Annotated in this window: 20 protein-coding genes and 1 pseudogene; 12 read left to right on the top strand and 9 right to left on the bottom strand. The window is 71.2% G+C overall.

All coding sequences use genetic code 11. The features are described from left to right. Positions 1 to 65: 65 nt before the first annotated feature. The 5 genes from BJ961_RS00935 to BJ961_RS00915 all read left to right on the top strand — a co-directional run bounded on the left by BJ961_RS00935 (position 66) and on the right by BJ961_RS00915 (position 6,190). A complete protein-coding gene (locus tag BJ961_RS00935) occupies positions 66 to 1,322 on the top strand; it encodes a helix-turn-helix transcriptional regulator (RefSeq protein WP_271319421.1) in 1,257 nt (418 codons plus the stop codon). A gap of 14 nt (positions 1,323 to 1,336) precedes the next feature. Continuing rightward, entirely contained in the window at positions 1,337 to 1,702 is a 366-nt protein-coding gene (locus tag BJ961_RS00930; RefSeq protein ID WP_031043854.1) for a hypothetical protein, read from the top strand. 715 nt (positions 1,703 to 2,417) lie between these two features. Then, positions 2,418 to 4,145 carry a SpoIIE family protein phosphatase gene (locus tag BJ961_RS00925; RefSeq protein WP_224219993.1) on the top strand — a complete coding sequence of 576 codons (1,728 nt, stop codon included), beginning with the start codon at positions 2,418 to 2,420 and terminating at the stop codon, positions 4,143 to 4,145. A 394-nt stretch (positions 4,146 to 4,539) separates the two neighbouring features. Next, positions 4,540 to 5,049, top strand: coding sequence for a DUF5994 family protein (locus BJ961_RS00920; protein WP_271319420.1), 510 nt, complete (start codon positions 4,540 to 4,542; stop codon positions 5,047 to 5,049). A gap of 100 nt (positions 5,050 to 5,149) precedes the next feature. Then, entirely contained in the window at positions 5,150 to 6,190 is a 1,041-nt protein-coding gene (locus tag BJ961_RS00915) for a fatty acid desaturase family protein (protein ID WP_224219994.1), read from the top strand. On the opposite strand, the gene BJ961_RS00910 is transcribed toward BJ961_RS00915, so the two are convergent. Continuing rightward, a complete protein-coding gene (locus BJ961_RS00910) occupies positions 6,187 to 6,468 on the bottom strand; it encodes a hypothetical protein (protein WP_030401450.1) in 282 nt (93 codons plus the stop codon). The genes BJ961_RS00915 and BJ961_RS00910 overlap by 4 nt on opposite strands. A gap of 4 nt (positions 6,469 to 6,472) precedes the next feature. Continuing rightward, positions 6,473 to 7,063, bottom strand: coding sequence for a DUF5994 family protein (locus tag BJ961_RS00905; protein ID WP_271319419.1), 591 nt, complete (start codon positions 7,061 to 7,063; stop codon positions 6,473 to 6,475). A gap of 314 nt (positions 7,064 to 7,377) precedes the next feature. Here BJ961_RS00905 and BJ961_RS00900 point away from each other — a divergent pair, with 314 nt between their 5' ends. Next, positions 7,378 to 7,773, top strand: a complete 396-nt coding sequence (locus BJ961_RS00900) for a DUF5994 family protein (RefSeq protein ID WP_233520746.1) — start codon at positions 7,378 to 7,380, stop codon at positions 7,771 to 7,773. Here BJ961_RS00900 and BJ961_RS00895 read toward each other — a convergent pair. The 3 genes and pseudogenes from BJ961_RS00895 to BJ961_RS00885 form a co-directional block, all read right to left on the bottom strand. Continuing rightward, positions 7,741 to 8,274, bottom strand: a complete 534-nt coding sequence (locus tag BJ961_RS00895) for a DUF5994 family protein (RefSeq protein ID WP_031043872.1) — start codon at positions 8,272 to 8,274, stop codon at positions 7,741 to 7,743. The genes BJ961_RS00900 and BJ961_RS00895 overlap by 33 nt on opposite strands. A 240-nt stretch (positions 8,275 to 8,514) precedes the next feature. Then, positions 8,515 to 9,360, bottom strand: a pseudogene (locus BJ961_RS00890) (flavoprotein); the annotation flags it as partial. Positions 9,361 to 9,474: 114 nt separating this feature from the next. Next, a complete protein-coding gene (locus tag BJ961_RS00885) occupies positions 9,475 to 10,206 on the bottom strand; it encodes an MBL fold metallo-hydrolase (protein ID WP_224219997.1) in 732 nt (243 codons plus the stop codon). A gap of 470 nt (positions 10,207 to 10,676) precedes the next feature. Here BJ961_RS00885 and BJ961_RS00875 point away from each other — a divergent pair, with 470 nt between their 5' ends. Beyond that, entirely contained in the window at positions 10,677 to 11,045 is a 369-nt protein-coding gene (locus BJ961_RS00875) for an ArsR/SmtB family transcription factor (protein ID WP_031045997.1), read from the top strand. A 10-nt stretch (positions 11,046 to 11,055) separates the two neighbouring features. Here BJ961_RS00875 and BJ961_RS00870 read toward each other — a convergent pair whose 3' ends face one another. The 3 genes from BJ961_RS00870 to BJ961_RS00860 are packed head-to-tail and all read right to left on the bottom strand — an operon-like array spanning position 11,056 to position 13,593. Continuing rightward, complete coding sequence (locus tag BJ961_RS00870) at positions 11,056 to 12,120, bottom strand: ArsO family NAD(P)H-dependent flavin-containing monooxygenase (RefSeq protein WP_031046000.1); 1,065 nt, start codon at positions 12,118 to 12,120, stop codon at positions 11,056 to 11,058. A 58-nt stretch (positions 12,121 to 12,178) separates the two neighbouring features. Continuing rightward, positions 12,179 to 13,288, bottom strand: coding sequence for an ACR3 family arsenite efflux transporter (arsB, locus tag BJ961_RS00865; RefSeq protein WP_271319418.1), 1,110 nt, complete (start codon positions 13,286 to 13,288; stop codon positions 12,179 to 12,181). Further along, on the bottom strand, positions 13,285 to 13,593 hold the full coding sequence (locus BJ961_RS00860; RefSeq protein ID WP_019324863.1) for an ArsR/SmtB family transcription factor: 309 nt from the start codon (positions 13,591 to 13,593) through the stop codon (positions 13,285 to 13,287). The genes arsB and BJ961_RS00860 overlap by 4 nt, the downstream gene beginning before the upstream one ends. Positions 13,594 to 13,685: 92 nt before the next feature. Between BJ961_RS00860 and BJ961_RS00855 the strand changes: the two genes are divergently transcribed. The 5 genes from BJ961_RS00855 (at position 13,686) to BJ961_RS00835 (ending at position 18,928) form a co-directional block, all read left to right on the top strand. Beyond that, positions 13,686 to 14,099, top strand: a complete 414-nt coding sequence (locus BJ961_RS00855) for an arsenate reductase ArsC (protein WP_031046009.1) — start codon at positions 13,686 to 13,688, stop codon at positions 14,097 to 14,099. A 1,063-nt stretch (positions 14,100 to 15,162) separates the two neighbouring features. Continuing rightward, positions 15,163 to 15,855, top strand: coding sequence for a TetR/AcrR family transcriptional regulator (locus tag BJ961_RS00850; RefSeq protein ID WP_271319417.1), 693 nt, complete (start codon positions 15,163 to 15,165; stop codon positions 15,853 to 15,855). Positions 15,856 to 16,030: 175 nt separating this feature from the next. Further along, positions 16,031 to 17,170, top strand: coding sequence for an FAD-dependent oxidoreductase (locus tag BJ961_RS00845; RefSeq protein ID WP_271319416.1), 1,140 nt, complete (start codon positions 16,031 to 16,033; stop codon positions 17,168 to 17,170). 61 nt (positions 17,171 to 17,231) lie between these two features. Next, a complete protein-coding gene (locus tag BJ961_RS00840; protein ID WP_271319415.1) occupies positions 17,232 to 17,975 on the top strand; it encodes an alpha/beta fold hydrolase in 744 nt (247 codons plus the stop codon). A gap of 179 nt (positions 17,976 to 18,154) precedes the next feature. Continuing rightward, the gene (locus BJ961_RS00835; protein ID WP_271319414.1) at positions 18,155 to 18,928 is read left to right on the top strand and encodes a polysaccharide deacetylase family protein; all 774 of its coding nucleotides are present in this window, start codon (positions 18,155 to 18,157) and stop codon (positions 18,926 to 18,928) included. On the opposite strand, the gene BJ961_RS00830 is transcribed toward BJ961_RS00835, so the two are convergent. Beyond that, the gene (locus BJ961_RS00830) at positions 18,929 to 19,609 is read right to left on the bottom strand and encodes a potassium-transporting ATPase subunit C (RefSeq protein WP_271319413.1); all 681 of its coding nucleotides are present in this window, start codon (positions 19,607 to 19,609) and stop codon (positions 18,929 to 18,931) included. Between the last annotated feature and the right edge of the window lies 1 nt (position 19,610).

Raw genomic sequence — 19,610 nt, 5'->3', positions numbered from 1 at the left:
GACACTTCTGGGACAGCCCGGTGCCGTCGGGTTAGACGCGGGTTGGTGCGTGGAAAGGGGGCGGCATGGGGCTTGCTGAGCGGCGCAGGGCGCTGGGCTACAGTCAGGAAGAGCTCGCGCACGCCCTCGGCGTGGACCGACGGACCGTCGGCCGCTGGGAAGGCCGCTCCACCACGCCGCAGCCGCCGCTGAGACCACGGCTGGCCGAGCTGCTCCACCTCGACCTTGACGAACTCGACGCCTTGGTGGGACAGCCACGAGCAGCCCACCCGGAGTCGGCAGGGCCGCCGCCTCGCGACCACCACGGCTCAGGGGACCTCGACGACATGATCCGACGCCAGTTCCTGCGCGCCATCACCGTCACCAGTGCCCTGGTGGCCCTGCCCCCCGACGAGGGCGCAGCCCTCGCGGAGGGCGCGCTGCGCGGGATGTCCGACGACTTCCTGCGCATGAACGGACACCTGTGGCAGGTCTACCAACTCGCCCGCGCCAAGCGTTCCGTCTACCCGGTCGTCCGCGACCAGCTCACCGCCCTGAACGAGACCCTCGACGGACGGCCCGAGGTCGAAGCACAGGCCCTGTGCGGCGCGGCCGGCGACCTCTTCCAGCTCGCAGGAGAACTGGCCTTCGACGGCAACCGCTACACCGACGCCGCCGCCTCCTACACGCTCGCCGCCTCTGCCAGCCAGGAGGCGAAGTCCTACGACCTGTGGGCGTGTGCCCTCGTCCGCCACGCCTACGTCGATCTGTACGAACGCCGGTACGCCGACGCGGTCGGCACGCTGTCGGCCGCCGAGAAGGTGGCAAGGCGCGGGGACGGTTCCCTGTCCACCCGCTACTGGGTCGCCGCCGTCCAAGCCGAGGCGTACGCCGGCCTCGGCGACCTCTCCGCCTGCGAACGCGCCTTGGACGAGGCGGAGAAGGTGACCGTCCTGAGCGGGGCGGCCCACAACGGTGGCTGGCTGCGTTTCGACGGCTCCCGCCTCGCAGAAGAGCGTGGCGCGCGCTACCTCCAGCTTGGACGCCTCGACCTCGCTGAGAAGGCACTCAGCAGCGCGCTCAGCCAGGACATCCTCGCTTCCGGCCAGTCCTTCCGCCGACGCGGTGCGGTACTGACCGACCTCGCGGCCATCGGCGCCCGGCGCCAGGACCCCGACCAAGTACTCGCCTACGGCGGGGAGGCGCTGCGACTCGCCCACACGACCTCCTCGGGTTACGTCGCCCATAAACTTCAGGGGCTACGAACCGACCTCGGCCCGCTCTCCCGCGACGCTCGTGTGGCGGAGCTGGGCGCCGAGATCGACGCACTGTGCACGACGTGACGAGAGGGGAAGGCATGTCGCAGTCCGAGGGCGCCCGACTGTTCCGCGAGGCTTGGATCACCGGAGTGCGCAAGCACTTCCCCGGCGAGCCGAAGCCCGGCTACGTCACCCCCTGGGACGAGACCCCCGAGTGGGAGCGCCAGGCCGCCGGTGCCGTCCACGACCAAGTGCGCCAGTTCCTCGACCTCAGCGACCGCCACGCCTCCCGCCTCACCCGCGAGCAGAAGAGCCGCTTTGTCGCCACCTGCTGGACCGCGCAGATGTACAAGCACTTCGAGAACCCGAAGCCGGGCTATGTCGCCGACTGGCCCGACCTGCCCGACTGGCAGAAAGAGACCGACGCGGACATCTTCGAGGCGATCGAGGACGCTCTGAAGTAGTCGCACGGGGCTGCCATTCAAGTCGGCCTGCGCAACCGCCGGGCTTCCTATGGCGTCGATCGGCCCTCCCTTCGCGGCTCGTTTCCGACCGCCGCGTCACGGTTCAGCTCCTGTGGGACCGGCGCGGCGAGGGGGCCGGACAGCGGGCGGATCCTGTTGAGCATGCGCGCGGCTCCGAACTGTTCGCCGGGGTCTCCGGTTGTCCCTTTTCGGGACGGGCGTCATGTCCCGACTCGGGACAAACCTCCTGTCCCGACTCGGGACGGGCTTCCTCCCCCACGACCGCCGAGGCTTTGACTGTCACCATCGCGGCCGGCCCGACAGCCGCCGCAACACCGTCGTAGCCGTGAACAGTGTGCTCGCCGTCCTGACGGTCAGCGACGACGCCTTCATCGAGCAGCATCCCGGAGATCCCGTCACCTGCTGGCCTCGCCGTCCTCGTCACGGGCCTGGCCGCGTCCGTGCCCGGGCGGAGCTGCGCTCCCCGCGGTCCGGGGCGAGGACGGCGCGGGGTACGGCTCGCCGGAGACGAGCGGACCAACCGCCCGGGAGACCCGCCGTCTGGCCAGACGGCGGGATGACGACTGCCCCTGGTCCGGACATACCTGGCTGGCCCGTGGGCCGTGCCCGCGCGGTGTGCGCCGTCTGCCCCGGTGCCGTGCGAGCAGGGCCGCGTCGGAGCACCATCGACGGGAAGACAGCCTCTGGAGGGTCCGTGCGCGATGCGGTGGGTGATGACGTGGGGGCGTGGCCGGTGGGCGAGCCGGGTTTCTGGCGGCGGGTCGTCGAGCGGCTGGGCACGGCGGTGCTGGTGCTGGACACAGCCGGAAGCGTGATCGTCGCGAACCCGGCGGCCGAGCGGCTGCTGGGCCGCACCACCGGGGCGATGCGGGGAGCCGACGCACACGATCTGCTGCACCGGGACGCGGACGGCAACAAGGTGCCGCGAGACCGGTGCCCCCTGCTCCACGCGCTGGCCGAGGGGCAGGGGGCGCGAGGGGAGGGCGGCACATACCTGCGCGGTGACGGTCGTCTGCTGGCTGTCTCCTGGTCCGCGTCCCCCTTGACGGAGGACGGCTCCGTGCAAGGCATGGCACTGCTGTTCACGGACGCCACGGGGGACCGCCGCGTCCACCGGGAGCGAACGGCGCGCACGCGCGCCCTGGAGGACCTCAACGAGCGGCTGTCCCTGGTCGCGGAGATCACGGACGTCCTGGGGCAGACTCTGGAGACCGACGAGGCGCTGGCCCGCCTGGTGCGGCTGCTCGTGCCCCGTCTGGCCGACTGGGCCGCGGTGGACCTGCGGACCGGTTCCGGCGAGGTCCACCGGGTGGCGGTGACCGGTCCGGAGGGACGGGACGCCGGATTCCAGGGCCGGAGCGTACTCGGCGCGGAGGGGGCCGGTGAGGGGGAGGACTCGCCGCTGGGCCGAGCGCTGACCGGGGGCGAATCCGTGCTCCAGGAGCGGGTGGCTGCCCTCACCCCGGCCGCCGGACACCCTCCTCTGGCCGCTCTCCACCATGGCTTTCTGACGGCGGTGGGCGCCAGCTCCGCCGTTACGGTGCCCCTCGGCGCCCGGGAACGGATCACCGGGGCGCTGACGGTGGTGCGCACCGACCCGGCGCACCCCTTCGACGAAGACGACCTGGCGGCAGTGGGCGACGTCGGCCGCCGGGTCGGCGTGCTCATCGACAACACCCGCCGCTACGGCCGTCAGCGCGCCGTCGCCGAGGCCATGCAGCGCAACCTGCTCGTCCCGCTGCCCCGGCCGGGCCACCTCCGGCTGGCCGCCCGCTACCAGCCCGCACCCGCGGGCTCCCAGGTCGGCGGGGACTGGTACGACGCCTTCATCCTGAAGGACGGCGCGCTCGCCCTGGTCATCGGTGACGTCGTGGGCCACGACCTGACCGCGGCGGCCGGTATGGCCCAACTGCACGGCATTCTGCGTTCGCTGGCCTGGGACCACACGGGACCGCCCGGCGCCGTCGTCGACCGCCTCGACGCCGCCATGCCGGTCATCACCACCGTCCCGCTGGCCACCCTGATCCTCGCCCGCGTCGAGGGCGACCCGGACACGGGACCGTGGACGCTCCGCTGGACCAGCGCGGGGCACCCGCCCCCGCTGCTCCTCTCCCCGGACGGCACCGCATGCTTTCTGGAAGCTGGCCAGGGCCTGCTCCTCGGCACCGGATCCGTCGGCGACGCGGGCCGACCGGACGCCACGCATCCCCTGAAGCCCGGCTCCACCCTGCTGCTGTACACGGACGGGCTCGTCGAGACACCGGGCAGCGACCTCGACACGGGCCTGGACCGGCTGCTCCGGCACGCGCTCACTCTCGTCCACGAACCGCTGGACAGGCTGTGCGGAAAGGTGCTCGCCCACCTGCCGCCCGGCAGCACCGACGACGTGGCCCTGCTCGCCCTGCGCGTACCGCCGCCATGAGACGTGGTGGCCGTCGGACCGGGCCGGTGCCGCGGAGGCGCCCACCATCTCCCACACCACTGATGACCTGCTGTCACGCCGCCTTTACTCGCCGAGGAGTAGTCTGAGGAGACCGAGGGCATCAGGCACGCCGGTGGCGGACCGGCTCCACCCCGGTATCCACCGGCGTTCGTCACGCGGAAGGGTCTCCCCCCTTCACCCCGCATACGCCCGCCGACTCCCTTCCCGCGAACTCGCGGCGGTCGTCGGCGCTTTCCTCCGGCAAGAGCGGCCAGGCACGACCTCCAGCACCCGGATCCACCGGCCACGTCCGGCGCTGCCCGACAGCCCGCGGACCGTCGGCCGCCGTGCCCTGCCGAACCGGCCGGCACCCAACTCGTCAGAGAGATCCCACGTGATCGCCACAGTCCCCACCGCACCGTCCACCCTGTCCCCGCCCCTGCCCCTCGTCCGCCTGCGTCTCGCGCCGCACGGCGCGCTGCCGCGCCGGATCGACGGAGTGTGGTGGCCGTACTCCCGCGATCTTCTGACACAGCTCCCGAAGATGCTCGCCGCGCTGCCGAGAGCGTGGGGCGACATCACCGGCGTCACCGTAGACGCCGCGGCCTGGTCGGCGGCACCGGGGCGCATGTTCGTCGCCAACCAGGTCGTCCGCCTGCACAAGGCCCCCGCCTCTCCGCACGCCCCGGACCGGGTCGTCCTGCTCTCCCCAGGGCTCGGCCGTTGGGATCTGCAGGTGATCCCGCCGGACGCGACGGAGGAAGCAGCCGCTCTCCTCACGACCGCCGCCCTGGACGACCGGCGGCCCGGCGCCGACGGAGAAGCCCCGGCCCCGACGGCGGCGGCAGGTCCGCGCGGCCGTGTGGGACCCACCGGGCGGGGCACCCGGGCCCCTCGGTGGTAGGAGCCGCCGCGGGCACGTCCATGTACGCACCCGCTCCCCGCGCCCAACTCGCCCTGGGGCCGCCCCGAGTCATCCGCCCGCTTCTGAGAGAGACGTCCTCATGACCATGGCCACCACCACCGCCACGCGCCCCGACACTCCCGGCAGCGACTTCGCCCGGCTGTCGAAGAAGATCGCGGACGCCGGACTGCTGGGGCGCCGCCCCGGCTACTACACGTTACGCATCACCGCCGTGACCGGGCTCTACGCCGCCGGATGGGCCGCGTTCGTCCTCGTCGGCGCCTCCTGGTGGACACTGGCGATCGCCGCGTTCCTGGCCGTGATGTACGGGCAAGTCGCCCTGGTCGCCCATGACATGGCCCACCGGCAGGTGTTCCGCCGCCGCCGGGCCAGCGAGTTGTCCGGACGGATCGCCGGCGCGTCGATCGGCATGAGCTACGGCTGGTGGCAGGACAAGCACACCCGTCACCACGCCAACCCCAACACCGAGAACCTCGACCCCGACATCGGACCCGACCTGCTCGTCTGGTCCCCGGACCAGGCCCGCGCCGCCACCGGACTGCCCCGCCTGCTCGGCCGCTGGCAGGCGTTCCTCTTCTTTCCCCTGCTCACGCTGGAGGGCTTCAACCTGCACGTGGCGAGCGGCAGGGCCATGGCCAACCGCCGGCTCAAACGCCGGGCGGTCGACGGCGCTCTGCTCCTGGGGCACTGCGCCGCCTACCTGGCCGCCCTGTTCTGGGTCCTGCCGCCCGGGATGGCGATCGCCTTCCTCGCCGTCCACCAGTGCCTGTTCGGCGTCTACCTCGGTTCGGCCTTCGCACCCAACCACAAGGGGATGCCGATCCTGACGGCCGACGACCGCCCCGACTTCCTCCGCCGCCAGGTGCTGACCTCACGCAACGTCAACGGCGGCCGGTTCACCGACCTGGCGCTCGGCGGCCTGAACCACCAGATCGAGCACCACCTGTTCCCGAGCATGCCCAGCCCCAACCTGCGCAAGGCCCGCGCCATCGTCCGGCGGTACTGCCGGGACCTGGGTGTCGACTACGCGGAAACGGGCCTGGTCGCCTCCTACCGGTTGGCACTCACCAGCCTCCACGACGCCGGCGCCCCGCTCCGACGGACCCGCGTCCCCACTTAGCGGGGCGAGACGCCGCCGTGGGTACGGCGGCGTCCAGGACGCAGCCGTCCGCGTCCGCCGTACCGGGAGCCCCGGCGCTCGCCGGCGTCGTTCGCGACTGGGGACCGTCGGCGTACCGCCGGCCCTTCGTCGGTCTTCCGGTCTGGTGCGACGACACCGCTGCGGCCGTAGTGGAAGGCGGCACTTCTGCCCCCGTGCTGGGAGTTCAGGCGGTGGATGAGGAACGCGCCTGCCGCGATCACCGCCAGCAGCACGAACACCGTCACGAGGATGTCCATGGCCTCACACCCTTTCCGGCCGGTCATCCGGTGTGGCGACGGCGACTCGAAGCCATGGAGAAATGACGGAAGCACCGGCTCCATGTCCTCCTTCGGACTCCCACACCGCTTCCCTGGTGCGGTCGGCCTCGGCGGTCACCGTCAGACGCGCGGCATCCGCCAGCAGGCTGCTCGCGGTCGCTGTCCGGCGCGGGTCACTCGCAGCGGCCATCAGCCAGGCGGCCGCGGCCGGAGGCGTCTGCGGGGGAACGACCAGCAGGTTCCAGCGGCCCACGTGGTAGGAGAGCAGCAGCAACTCGTGCTCGTCCTGCTCGAAGCGGAACCAGCCCACCTTCACCACATGCCCGGCGACAGGCACCTTCCGCGGGACGACCGGCCACTGGGCGGGGTTCACCGTGATCCGGGTGATCCGCCCCCACAGCGGATCGAGAACGGACGCCAGGGCCGGCAGTTCGGCGGTGAGATCACGCGAACGCGGCCACCAGGCGCCGTCCAGCAGGAGCGGTGCCGAGCCGGCGGGGGCGAGCGAGAGACGCACGGGGGATGTGGGACGCCGGTCTTCGGACGTCGTCGGAGGGGAGACGGTCGCAGTCATGACGCGAACCCTGCCCCGGGCGGGCCTGAGCCGACCCGGCGTATTCGATCACCGAAAACGGCACAGACGCGAAATGCCCGTGCGCGGAGTGTCCCCGGTTCCTCCAGCCTACTCTTCGCGGCGCCCGACCAGGCCGTACGCCGGGAGCAGTCCACCCGATGAGGCCGAAGCCTCTTGTCGGGGCTCGTCGAGGAGTAGCCTGAGGACTTCGAGGGCTTTCGTGCACCGGCGCCGCCGGTCCCGTCCTCGCTCACCCACCACCGGGCGCGCCGTCAGCCGGCGCAGGCCCGCAGTCAGGTTTTTTCCTCATGATCATGAACACCACTCAGCTCCGTCCGCACGCGGCACCGTTCCGACCACGTGCCGCACGCCTCGTCCTCGGATCCGCCAGCCGCTTCGGCCGTCCGGACGGCGCGTGGTGGCCACGGACCCGCGACCTGGCACGAGAACTCGGCGAACTGGCCGACGTGATCGATCCGCTGTGGGGACGGCTCACCCACGTGGCCGTCAATCCCCGCCACTGGCAGCCTCTCCCGCACGGCGTGGTCGTCGTCAACGGCTACGAGGTGGCGGTCGACCGATTCACCGAGGTGCTCAACCCGCACAGGATCCTGCTGCAGTCCTACACTGCGGGCCGTTGGGATCTCCTCGTGGTGCCGCCCCCGACGAGCGCGTCGTCAGCGGCCCGGCTCATGGCGGCCGTGGCGTAGCGCAGCGGTGGGTGCATGCCTCGGGCCCACACGCTCCGTGCCGGTGTCGATGAGGATCTGTTCCGCCGGCGTCTGACTGCCTGCGCGCACGGCTGCGGCCATGGCCGCGCGGGCCGCGTCGGCCGCGGTGTGGGGCGGAACCACCAGCAGCGAGAAGAGATCATTGCTGCCCCGGGTGATGAGAACGGTGTCGTCTCCGACCGGGAAGGAGTCGATGCGGACGACACGACCGTCGATCGTCAGCCGCGTCGGCAGCTCGTCCCAGGCGTCGGTGTCCAGACCGACACGTGTGATCGGCCCGAGGTACTCGGACAGCGCGGAGACGAGGCCGGGCAGTTCACCGGCGATGTCGCGGGAGCGGGGCCACCACGCCCCGTCGAGCGCACCCTTCCGGTCATGGGTCGTCTCGAGCCGCACCACGGCGGTTCCAGGTCGCGAAACCGCCTGATGCACAGCGTCGGGCAGGAGCCTGGTCACCCGCGGGGGGTCGGGGTCGGACATCGCACTCGCCTACCTACCAAAGACGGCAAACCGCAAGCCTGGTTTCACCGTACTCCTCGGCCGACGACGGCCGGGACCCCACGATCACCGGGGTACTCACCGTCACCGCCGCACGCGTGGAAGAACAAGGTCGAGGTGTGCTTCCCCCGACCTGCGCTTCTGGGCGGCACCAAGGCCCGTCACCCCGACGTACTCGCCGCCCAACGCAAGGAACACGCCGGCGCCCGCGGTGTCGGTCTGTCAGCAGCCGCCGGAGGCGGCCGGTGCGCCGATGCCGATGTGCAGCGTGGCAGGGGCCGCGCAGCAACCTCCGCCTTCGCCGCTCCGCGCGGCGTCGGGCTCGTCGAACAGACCCGCGCCGCCACACACACCGGTCTCCGGCAGGGTCAGCTCGACGCGTTCGGCCGCCTCGTGGTCACCGGCGAGTGCGGCCGTGATGGAGCGGACCTGCTCGTAGCCGGTCATGGCGAGGAAGGTGGGGGCGCGGCCGTAGGACTTCATGCCGGCCAGGTAGACGGCCTGCTCCGGGTGGGACAGCTCCTTCACGCCGTGCGGGTAGACCGTGCCGCAGGAGTGGACGTTCGGGTCGATCAGCGGGGCCAGCGCGGTCGGGGCCTGGAGGCGTTCGTCGAGGCCGAGGCGGAGCTCGGAGAGGAAGCTGAGGTCGGGGCGGAAGCCGGTCAGGACGACGACCTCGTCGACCGCGTCCAGGCGGCGGCCGTCCTCGGCGACCAGGACCAGCCGGTCGCCGTCACGCTCGACCGCTTCCGTACGGAACCCGGTGACGGCGCTCGCGTGCCCCTGCTCCGCCGCCGCCTTGGCACGCAGGCCGAGGGCGCCGCGGGCCGGGAGCTGGTCGGCCTCGCCGCCGCCGTACGTGGCGTCGCCGATGCCTCGGCGCAGGATCCAGACCGCGTGTGTGTCCGCCTCTTCCCCGGCCAGGTCGGCGAGCAGGGCGAGAGCGGTGAAGGCGGAGGCGCCGGAACCGACGACCGCCGTGCGCTTGCCGGCGTAGCGGGCTCGGACAGCCGGGTCCTTCAGGTCGGGGACGCGGTAGGTGATGCGGTCGGAAGCGGACTTCTCACCGTGGCTCTGTTCACGAATACGGACAGCACTTGTTGATGGGTTTGGGAGGCAGCCAGCGTTCGCGCGGAATCGAACGTCCACAATCGTGCGCACCGAGCTGAGCTGCCGTGCGTGTCAAATAGCAAGGGTCATTCCCTCGTTTGCAGTCAGGATCTCCCCGGTGTAGGCGACACCGGCCTCGGCAACGGACTGCCTACGATCGGCCCCGGGCCAGAAGTGCGTCAGCACCAGGCGCGCCACTCCCGCGCGAGCAGCCCATTGGCCGGCCTGGGTGGCGCTGAGCAGGTGGGGGTCGACAGCGGCGCCCTGCAGTGTTGCTCCGGCGACCAGCAGATCCGTACCAGTCGCCAGATCGCCGAGCACGTGGTCGGGGCCGGCGTCGCCGCTGTAGGCCACGCTCAGGTTTGGGCCCGTCAGTCGCACTCCCGCGTGTGGCACGTGATGCGGAAGGAGTCGCCCGTTCAGATGGAAAGGACCGACTTGGTAAAGGCCCGGCAGCGGACGCGATTCGAAGACCTCGTGCAGGTCCTCGGTCGGCTCCATCGCCTGCACTCTCCCCAGCACTCCCGTAGGGCAGTACAGCGGCACACGGTCCCGGCGCCCGCCGCCGTAGAGCAGCGCTCGGCACAGGGCGCTCAGATCCGCACAGTGATCCGGGTGCTCATGGGTGATGACGACGGCGTCGACCTCGCTCGCCGCACATCGCGCCAGCAGCCGGGGCAGCGTCGCGTATCCGAGGTCCAAGACCAGGCGGAAGCCGTATGCCTCCAGCAGGAAGCCGCTCGCTGCCCGTCCTGCCTCCGGCCAAGCACCACACGTTCCCAGCACGGTTAGGGAGTTGCACATCGGCACATGCTTCCACGATGGAGTAGGCGGAACCGTCAGTCGGGCGCCAGCGGACCCGGTGCTGTCACTACTCGCGGGAATCGAACACGGCCCGGTGCGAGTGCCTGCCGAAGCGGTGAACAATCGCTGTCACAACTCGTGAACAGAGCCACGGCACGAAGGCGACATGGACCGACGGCGCCACCGAGGAGATCGACACGATCGTCCTGGCCACCGGCTACCGACCCGACCTCGGCTATCTGCGCCCGCTCGGCGCCCTCGACTGCGACGGCCAACCGCGCCACCGGGAGGGCCTGTCGACCACCCATCCCGGACTGGCGTACGTCGGCCTGGAATGGCAGCGCAGCCTCTCCTCGAACTCCCTGCGCGGGGTCGGCAGGGACGCCGCCCGCGTCGTACGGCGCCTTGTCGCCCATCTCGACGCCCGCTGACTCTGGCTGGGCTAGTTCGACATGTGTCAACATAGACGTATGTCGAATGCCAAGGCACTGCCGCTGCTGGAACGATCCGAGGCCCCCGTCGCCGCGGTGCCGTGCTGCCCGCCGTTGAGCGAGCGTCCCTTCACCGCCGAGGAGGCCGAGCGCACCGCCCGTATGTTCAAGGCGCTCGGCGACCCCGTGCGGCTGCGGCTGTTCTCGGCCGTCGCCTCGCACGAGGGCGGCGAGGCATGCGTGTGCGACATCTCCGACGTCGGTGTCTCGCAGCCGACCGTCTCCCACCACCTCAAGAAACTCAAGGAGGCCGGCCTGCTCACGTCCGAGCGGCGCGGCACCTGGGTCTACTACCGGGTCGAGCCGTCGGTACTGGCGGCGATGGGACAACTGCTGGCCGTTCGGTAGCGCACGCGGATCACCTTGCACCTTCGAGAAGCCCGGCGATCTCCCGCGCTGCGTCGCGGGCCGGCCGTCCGACGCCGATGAGCGTGGCGGAGGCGGGGCCCGTCCAGTCTCCGTATCCGAGGAGGTGCAGCCGGGGGTCCGCCACTGCACGCGTGCCTTGGGTGGGGATGTGGCCGCGCGGGCCGCGCGGGCCCAGGGGTGACAGGTGGGAGAGGGCAGGCCGGAAGCCGGTGCACCAGATCACCACGTCGGCGGGCGCTCGCGTGCCGTCGACCCAGGCGACGCCGTCGCGGTCGAGGCGGGCGAACATGGGTGACGCTTTGAGCCGCCCGGCGTCCCGGGCCTCGCGCACGGGCGGTACGGCGACGACGTCCCCCAGCGAGGCGACGCCTCCGGTGTCGGTGCGGCCCTCGTCGAGGGCGCGACGTCGGGCGGTGGCCGCGTCGAACAGGGCGCGGCCGTCGATGTCGTCGGCGAGGTACCGGGGCGGACGCCGGGTCACCCAGGTCAGTTCGGTGTCGTGGGCGAGGTCGGCGGCGATCTGCGCGCCGGAGTTGCCGCCCCCGACGACGATCACGCGTTGGCCCGCGAAGTCCCGCGGTCCGCGGTACGAGACGGTGTGCAGTTGCCTGCCCTGGAAGTCGCCGCGGCCGGGGACGGCGGGGAGGAAGGGACGCCACCAAGTGCCGGTCGCGCTGATCACCGCGCGTGTGTACCACGGGCCGGAGTCGGTCTCCACTCGCAGCAGCCGGCTGTCGGCGTGCACGCCGATCACCCGGACGGGTCGCTGCACCGGGAGGTCGTATCGCTTCTCGTAGTCGCTCAGGTAGGCGACCAGGTGCCCGGCGTCCGGGTACTCCTGGCCCGACTGCGGCGGCATGAGGCGGCCGGGGAGCGAGGAGAAGGCTGCCGGGGAGAACAGGTGGAGCGAGTCCCAGGTGTGCTGCCAGGCCCCGCCCGGGGTGGCCTGGGCGTCGAGGACGACGAAGTCGAGGCCCAGGCGGCGCAGGTGGTAGCCGGCGGCGAGCCCTGCCTGACCGCCGCCGATCACCACCACGTCGGAGTGCTGTGTCATGCCGCCTGCGCCGCCGCGCACGTGATGGACCGGACGGTGCGGGCCGTGAGGCAATGCATCAGTAGCCTCTGCCCTCGGTGGTCGGAGCGGACGGGGTGAACTTCTTGCGCCAGGCCAGCGAAACATAGACGAGGCCGATCAGGACGGGCACCTCGATGAGCGGACCCACCACGCCGGACAGGGCCTGGCCGGAGGTGACACCGAAAGTGGCGATGGCGACGGCGATGGCCAGCTCGAAGTTGTTGCCGGCGGCGGTGAAGGCGAGGGTGGCCGTCCGGTCGTAGGCGAGGCCGATCGCCTTGCCCAGCAGGAAGGTGCCGAAGAACATGACCGCGAAGTACACCAGCAGCGGCAGCGCGATGCGGACCACGTCCAGCGGCTGCGAGGTGATGGTCCTGCCCTGCAGGGCGAACAGGATGACGATCGTGAACAGCAGGCCGTAGAGCGCCCACGGACCGATCCTCGGCAGGAAGCGGGACTCGTACTTCTCGCGGCCGAGCCTCTTCTCGCCGATGCGGCGGGTGAGGAAGCCCGCGAGCAGTGGAACACCGAGGAAGATGACGACGTTCAGGGCGATCTTCCACATGGAGATGTCCAGGCGTTCGCCGTCGCCCAGACCCAGCCAGCCGGGCAGCAGGTCGAGGTAGAACCAGCCGAGCAGACCGAACGCCAGGACCTGGAGAACGGAGTTGAGGGCGACGAGTACGGCGGCGGCCTCGCGGTCGCCGCAGGCGAGGTCGTTCCAGATGATGACCATGGCGATGCAGCGGGCCAGGCCGACGATGATCAGGCCGGTGCGGTACTCGGGCAGGTCCGGCAGGAAGATCCAGGCGAGCGCGAACATCACCGCCGGGCCGACGATCCAGTTGATCACCAGCGACGAGGCCATGAGCCTGCGATCGCCGGTGACGGCGTCGAGCCTGTCGTAGCGGACCTTGGCCAGGACCGGATACATCATGACCAGCAGGCCGACGGCGATCGGCAGGGAGATGCCGCCGATCTCGACCCTGGCAAGGGCGTCGTCCAGACCCGGGATGGCTCGGCCCAGGCCGAGGCCGATGGCCATGGCGATGAGGATCCAGACGGCGAGGAAGCGGTCGAGCGTCGACAGCTTCGCGACGACGGAGGGCTCCTCGGTGGTCGTCGCGGGGGCTTCGGTGCGGGTCACGGACAGGCCCTCTTGTTCTCGACGGCGTTGCGTGCGGAGTCGGCCAGGTCGGCGAACTGGCCGGCGAGCGAGGCGATGACGTCCGGGCGGAGCCTGTAGTACGTGTAGCGGCCGCACGGCTCGGTTTCGACGACGCCGGCCTCGCGCAGCACTCTCAGGTGGTTGGAGAGGTTGGTCTGCCGGGCACCGGTCTCCTCCACGAGGTGGGTGGTGCACAGCGTCTCTTTGGCGAGCAGGGTCACGATCCGCAGCCTGAGCGGGTCCGCCAGGACCCGGATCAGGTCAGTGTCGACTGACGTCATCATGCACTGATACTCTCACATCAGTGGTGACTGACACCATCGGGCGCTGATGCCATGCGCGCCTGATGCCGTCTCGAGACAAGAGAGACCTCCTGATGCCCGACAAGCCTTCCGTGCTGTTCGTCTGCGTCCACAACGCCGGCCGCTCGCAGATGGCAGCCGCGTGGCTGACCCACCTGGCCGGGGATCGCGTCGAGGTCCGTTCCGCCGGATCCAACCCGGGCGAGAACGTCAACCCGGCCGCCGTCGAGGCGATGCGCGAGGTCGGTGTCGACATCTCCGCCGAGGTGCCAAAGATGCTGACCGTGGACGCGGTCAAGGAGTCCGACGTCTGCATCACCATGGGCTGTGGCGACACGTGCCCGGTCTTCCCGGGCAAGCGCTACTTGGACTGGCAGTTGGAGGACCCGGCCGGCCAGGGCGTCGAGGCCGTCCGCCCGATCCGCGACGAGATCAAGGTGCTGGTCGAGGGCCTGATCAAGGAGATCGCGCCAGAGCCGCAGTCATGAGCAACGCCCGCAGCCCGCACTCGGATCGACCATGGCCTCACGACAGATCGCCTACTTGAGCCGGCGTACACACCTCGGAGCATCCACGGCCCCGGGGCACCGATAGCGCGCAGCGCAGCAACCAACCCGTCGGCCTTCCCCACCACCGATACTCGACAAAACCTCGGTCCAGGCTCGCGTCACGTCGCCGAAGTCCAGCAACAGCCCCCGGACCTGCCGGAGCAGAACGCGCAGGACCACAACACCCGCGACGCCTCCGAGCCCCATCCCGATCCACCACATCGGCCGCCTCCTCGCCCAGAACCCCAGGCTGCCTGCGGCGAAGATCGAAGTCTGTGCCCAAAGAGACGCTTTTTGTGATCTTGGCATCCTCGGTTAGGAGTGTGCACACGCAAGTCACCGTGGCAGCGGTGCTCCCCCGCCAGGCATTCCTCATCACCAAGTGCCCAGCGGCCCTCCGCGAAGCAGCGCCGACCAGCCTCGTGCCCACAGCGTGCCCATACGACCGGACAACAACGGTAAACAGCGGCGCGGAACAGGTAGCCGAAAACGCGCTCCAGAATACGTAGCCGCAGGTGAGAGGTGATCTCACCCGTGAAGCGCCGTCGCTTCCCAAGCTGAGAGTGCGAGTTCGATTCTCGTCACCCGCTCCACATTGAGGCCCAGGTCATCGACCTGGGCCTCAGTCGTTTCCAGGCCGCGCCATGCCAGGCCGCTCAGCAGGCTCTCCAGGACCTCCCTCGTTCCGGCCCGGTGTCATAGGTATGGGGCAGGCTGATCCAGGCAGACACCGGCCCCTCATACGCAGGGGCCGACGAGGAACCTTCTGGAGGGGGCACGGCATGCCGAAGGTCTCGAAGGGGCGGCGGGTGGGGCAGGCTTCTGTGAACACGTGCGCACCCTGCTTGAAGATCACGACCACATCGTCCAAGAGATCTCCGGGCAGAACGACTTCGGAGAGGATTTTTACGAGACGGTGTGCGGCGCCCGCCACCGGACCATGGGCAGCACCGCCCTCCCCCGGGCACGCAACGGGATCGAACATGTTCGTTACGATCGGTGCATGACTGCGAGGAATGAGCCGATCAGCCGCCGGGAGCGGCCCGCGAAGCCTGCCTTGTCACGGGGCTGGATCGTGGACACCGCCGTGCGGGTCATGCGTGCCGAGGGGCTGGAGAAGGTCACCATGCGCCGGCTGGCCAAGGAGTTGGACACCGGCCCGGCCTCGCTGTACGTCTACGTGGCCAACACCGCGGAGCTGCACGCGGCCGTCCTCGACGCCCTGCTGGGCGAGGTCGACCTGACCGGCCAAGGGGCGGGGGGCGACTGGCGCGAGCAGCTCCGCGCCGTACTGGCCTCCTACACCTCCGTGCTGTTCGCGCATCCGCAGCTCGCCCGGTCCGCTCTGGTGGCGCGGCCCAGCGGCGGCAACTACCTGCGCCTGGTGGAGCGCGTCCTGGACCTGCTGTCCCGCAGCGGCGCCTCCCGTGAGCAGGTCGCCTGGGGCGTGGACAAGCTGCTCCAGGACGCCACGGCCACGGCCGCCGAACAGTCGGCGCAGGAACACGACCCCATGATCGAGGACGACTGGAACGCCACCACCCGGGCCCTCCACCGCGTGGACGAGACCCATCCGGCCATCAGGGCGCACATGCCCGCCCTGGTCAGCGGCTCGCCCGAGGACCGTATGGGCTGGAGTTTCGACGTCCTGGTCAACGGCATCACCCATACCCCCGTCCCCGGCACGAACGGCTGACGCCCGTTCGCCGACCGCCCGCCCGCGACCGAGGCACTCTCTTCGACGAGCCTGTACGTGAAGAACTTGTACGTGACGAACATGTTCGTTACCGTGGAGGTGTCCGGCCGGATCGCCTCGTGATCCGCCCGCTCCGTCGCCCTGCGGCGTACTCGGTCAGTCAGTCGGAGGACCCATGAGCACCCATCACCCCGTCGCGGTCATCGGCGGAGGCCTCGGCGGCCTCACCGCCGCCCGCGTCCTGCACGTCAACGGCGTCCAGGCCGCCGTCTTCGAACTGGAGGCGTCCGCCGCGGCCCGTACCCAGGGCGGCATGCTCGACATCCACGAGGAGAACGGCCAGAAGGCGCTGCACGCCGCCGGCCTCCACGAGGACTTCCTCCAGATCGTCCACGGGGGCGGTCAGGAGATGCGCCTGGTCGGCCCGGACGCCACCGTTCACGTCCGCGAGAAGGACGACGGAACCGGCGCCCGCCCGGAGGTGGACCGCGGCGACCTGCGCGACCTGCTCCTGAACTCGCTGCCCGACGGCACGGTCCGCTGGGGCAGGAAGGTCACCGCCGTCCGGGGGCTGGGCGACGGCCGCCACGAGGTGACGTTCGCCGACGGCTCCACCGTCACCACCGACCTCCTGATCGGCGCCGACGGGGCCTGGTCCCGGGTACGGCCGCTGCTCTCCGACGCCACGCCCGCCTACACCGGCGTCTCCTTCGCCGAGACCGACCTGCACGACGCCGACGCCCGCCACCCGCGCAGTGCCGCCCTCGTCGGGGGCGGTTTCTTCATCAGCCTGGGCGGTCGGCGCGGCTTCCTCGCGCACCGCGAGACCGACGGCAGCCTCCACGTCTACGCCGCGCTGAAGGCCGACGAAGGCTGGCTGGACACCGTCGACTTCACCGATCCCGCCGCCGCCAAGGCCGCCGTCCTCACCCGCTTCGAAGGCTGGCACGAGGACCTGCGCGGCCTGGTCGCCGACGCGGACACGGTCACCCCGCGCCGCATCCACGCCCTGCCCGTCGGACACCGCTGGGAACGGACCCCGGGGGTGACGCTCCTCGGCGACGCCGCCCACCTCATGTCCCCCTTCGCCGGCGAGGGCGCCAACCTGGCCATGCTCGACGGTGCCGAACTCGCCGAGGCGATCGCCGCCCGCCCCGGCGACACCGAGGCCGCGCTCGCCTCCTACGAACAGGCCCTCTTCCCGCGCAGCGAGGCGTCCGCGGCCGAGTCCGCCGCCAGCCTGGACACGATGTTCGGCGACCGGGGACTGGAGCGGATGATCGAGTTCTTCACCGCCGGACCGGCAGCCGGGTGACCACCGCCGACAGCACCACCGACAGCACCACCGACACCGGCCACGCCACCCGGGAGACAGCATGACCGCGCCCGTCCCGCGCCTCGTCACCGTGCGCTCCGACCTCGACCTGGCCGTACGGGAGGCCGGAGAGGGCGGCCCGGTACTCGTCCTGCACGGCGCACCCGGCCCCGCCGGCATCACCCCCCTGGTCGACCACCTCGCCACCGGGCACCGGGTACTGGCACCCACCCATCCGGGCTGGGACGACACCGCGAGACCCGACGCGCTCGACTCCGTGGCCGCCCTCGCCGTCGCCTACCTCGACCTGCTCGACCAGCGGGAACTGGACGGCGTCACCGTGGTCGGCACCTCCTTCGGCGGCTGGGTCGCCGCCCGGATGGCCGTGGACGACCACGCCGGCCGCATCTCCCGGCTCGTCCTCATGAATGCCATCGGGCCCGAGATCCCGGGCCACCGCGTCAACCTGCCCAGTGGGCCGCCGCCCGGCATCCGCACGCCGGCGGCACGCGGCGGTCCGCCCGCCCGGATGCCCACCACCCTGCGCGCCTATACCGGGCCGGACCTGCACGACCCGGGGCTACTGGCACTCCTGTCCGCGGTCACCTGCCCCGTGCTCGTGATCTGGGGCGCCGACGACACCGTCGTCACCCCCGACTTCGGCCGCGCCTACGCGGCCGCGTTTCCCTCCGGGCGGTTCCAACTCATCCCCGGCGCGGGGCACCTGCCCATCCGCGAGGAGCCCGGGGCCGTCTTCACCGCACTCGACCGCTTCCTCACCGAGCCCGCCGAGCCCGCCGCCTGAACCGGCCGTCAGATGCGCCGGAGGTGGAGGGTCCCTCGCGGCGGTTGTCCGTGAACTTCCCCGTTTTTGTCCGTGATCCGTAACGGACGCATCCTCCGGCCGCTCGCGCCCGTCCTGTCATGTGGTCCTCGACGCGGTGGAGGACCGGCGGCGAGGAACTACGCGAAGGCGGGGCGGACATGGCGCGGCACGGTGGTGGGCGGGGCTGGTACGGCAAGGTGGTCGGGGCGGCCCTGGGCGTGACGGTGCTCGCCGTCGGCGCCTCGGTGTGGACCGCGCAGGCCGATTCCGTGGGCGGCGCGTCGCCGAAGGTGTCCGCGTCGGCCACACCGGGCAACGACGCCAAGCCGGTCGACGTCAGCATCGTCCACGCCTCGGACGCGGGGGCGCGCGGCGTCAACATCACCATCGACGACGGCCCCGACCCGGCGTGGACCCCGCAGGTGCTCGACCTGCTGCGGGAGTCCGGGGTGAAGGCCACCTTCTGCATGACGGGCCTTCAGGCGCAGGCCCACCCGGACCTGGTGAAGGACGTCGTCGCGGCCGGGCACCGGCTGTGCGACCACTCGGTGTCGCACGACACCGGGATGGACAAGAAGTCCGAGGCCTACCAGTCCAAGGAGATCCTCGACGCCGAGCGCATGATCACCGAGGCGTCCGGCGGCGTGCGGCCGATGTACTACCGGGCGCCCGGCGGAGCCTTCACCCCGTACAGCCGCAAGCTCGCCGCCTCCCGGGGCATGCGTCCGCTGGGCTGGAACGTGGACACCAAGGACTTCGAGCGGCCGGGCACCGACGCCATCGTCGCCACCGTCCAGCGGGAGCTGCCGAACGGGCCGACGATCCTCTTCCACGACGCGGGCGGCGACCGCACGCAGACCGTCGAGGCGCTGCGGCAGGTCCTTCCCTGGCTCAGGGAGCAGGGTTACGCCTTCGGGTTCCCGGTGCGCTGATCACCGCTCGGACGCCGGTGCCCGCAGTTGCGAGAGCGCGATGTTCAGTCGGAGGACGTTCACCCGCGGTTCGCCGATGAAGCCCAGGGTGCGGTGCTCGGTGTGGTCGTCGACGAGTTCCTGGACGCGCTCGGCGGACAGGCCGTTGCGCTCGGCGACCCGGTGCACCTGGAGGGCGGCGTACTCGGGGGAGATTTCCGGGTCCAGGCCGGAGCCGGAGGAGGTGACGGCGTCGGCGGGTACGTCGGACGGGTCGACGGGGTGGCCGGGTACGGAGTTGTCCTCGACCACGGCGGCCTTGGCCTCCCTCACCCACCGGGCGAGTTCCGCGTTGTCGGCGGAGCGGTTGGTGGCGCCGGACAGGATGAGGTCGTACTGGGTGTTGACGGTGTTGGCGCCGAGGCCGTTCCGGGGGCGGCCCTGGAACCACTTGAGGTCCGGCTCCGGGGTCTCCCGGCCGTCTCCCAGCGGCAGGTCGTACGCCTGGCCGATGAGGGAGGAGCCGACGACCCTGCCGCCGTCCGCCTCGATCTCCGAGCCGTTCGCCTTGCCGGGGAACAGCCCCTGGGCGACGCCGGTGACGGCGAGCGGGTAGACGATGCCGGTGACGACGGTCAGGACGAGCAGGGCGCGCAGGCCCGCGCCGAGCAGCCGGACGGCGTTGGTGAGGGAAGTGTTCATG

The sequence above is a fragment of the Streptomyces lienomycini genome (assembly GCF_027947595.1).
Taxonomy (GTDB): Bacteria; Actinomycetota; Actinomycetes; order Streptomycetales; family Streptomycetaceae; genus Streptomyces; species Streptomyces lienomycini.
The sequence above is the reverse complement of the archived record's forward strand: the minus strand, read 5'-3'. Positions and strand labels throughout refer to the sequence as shown.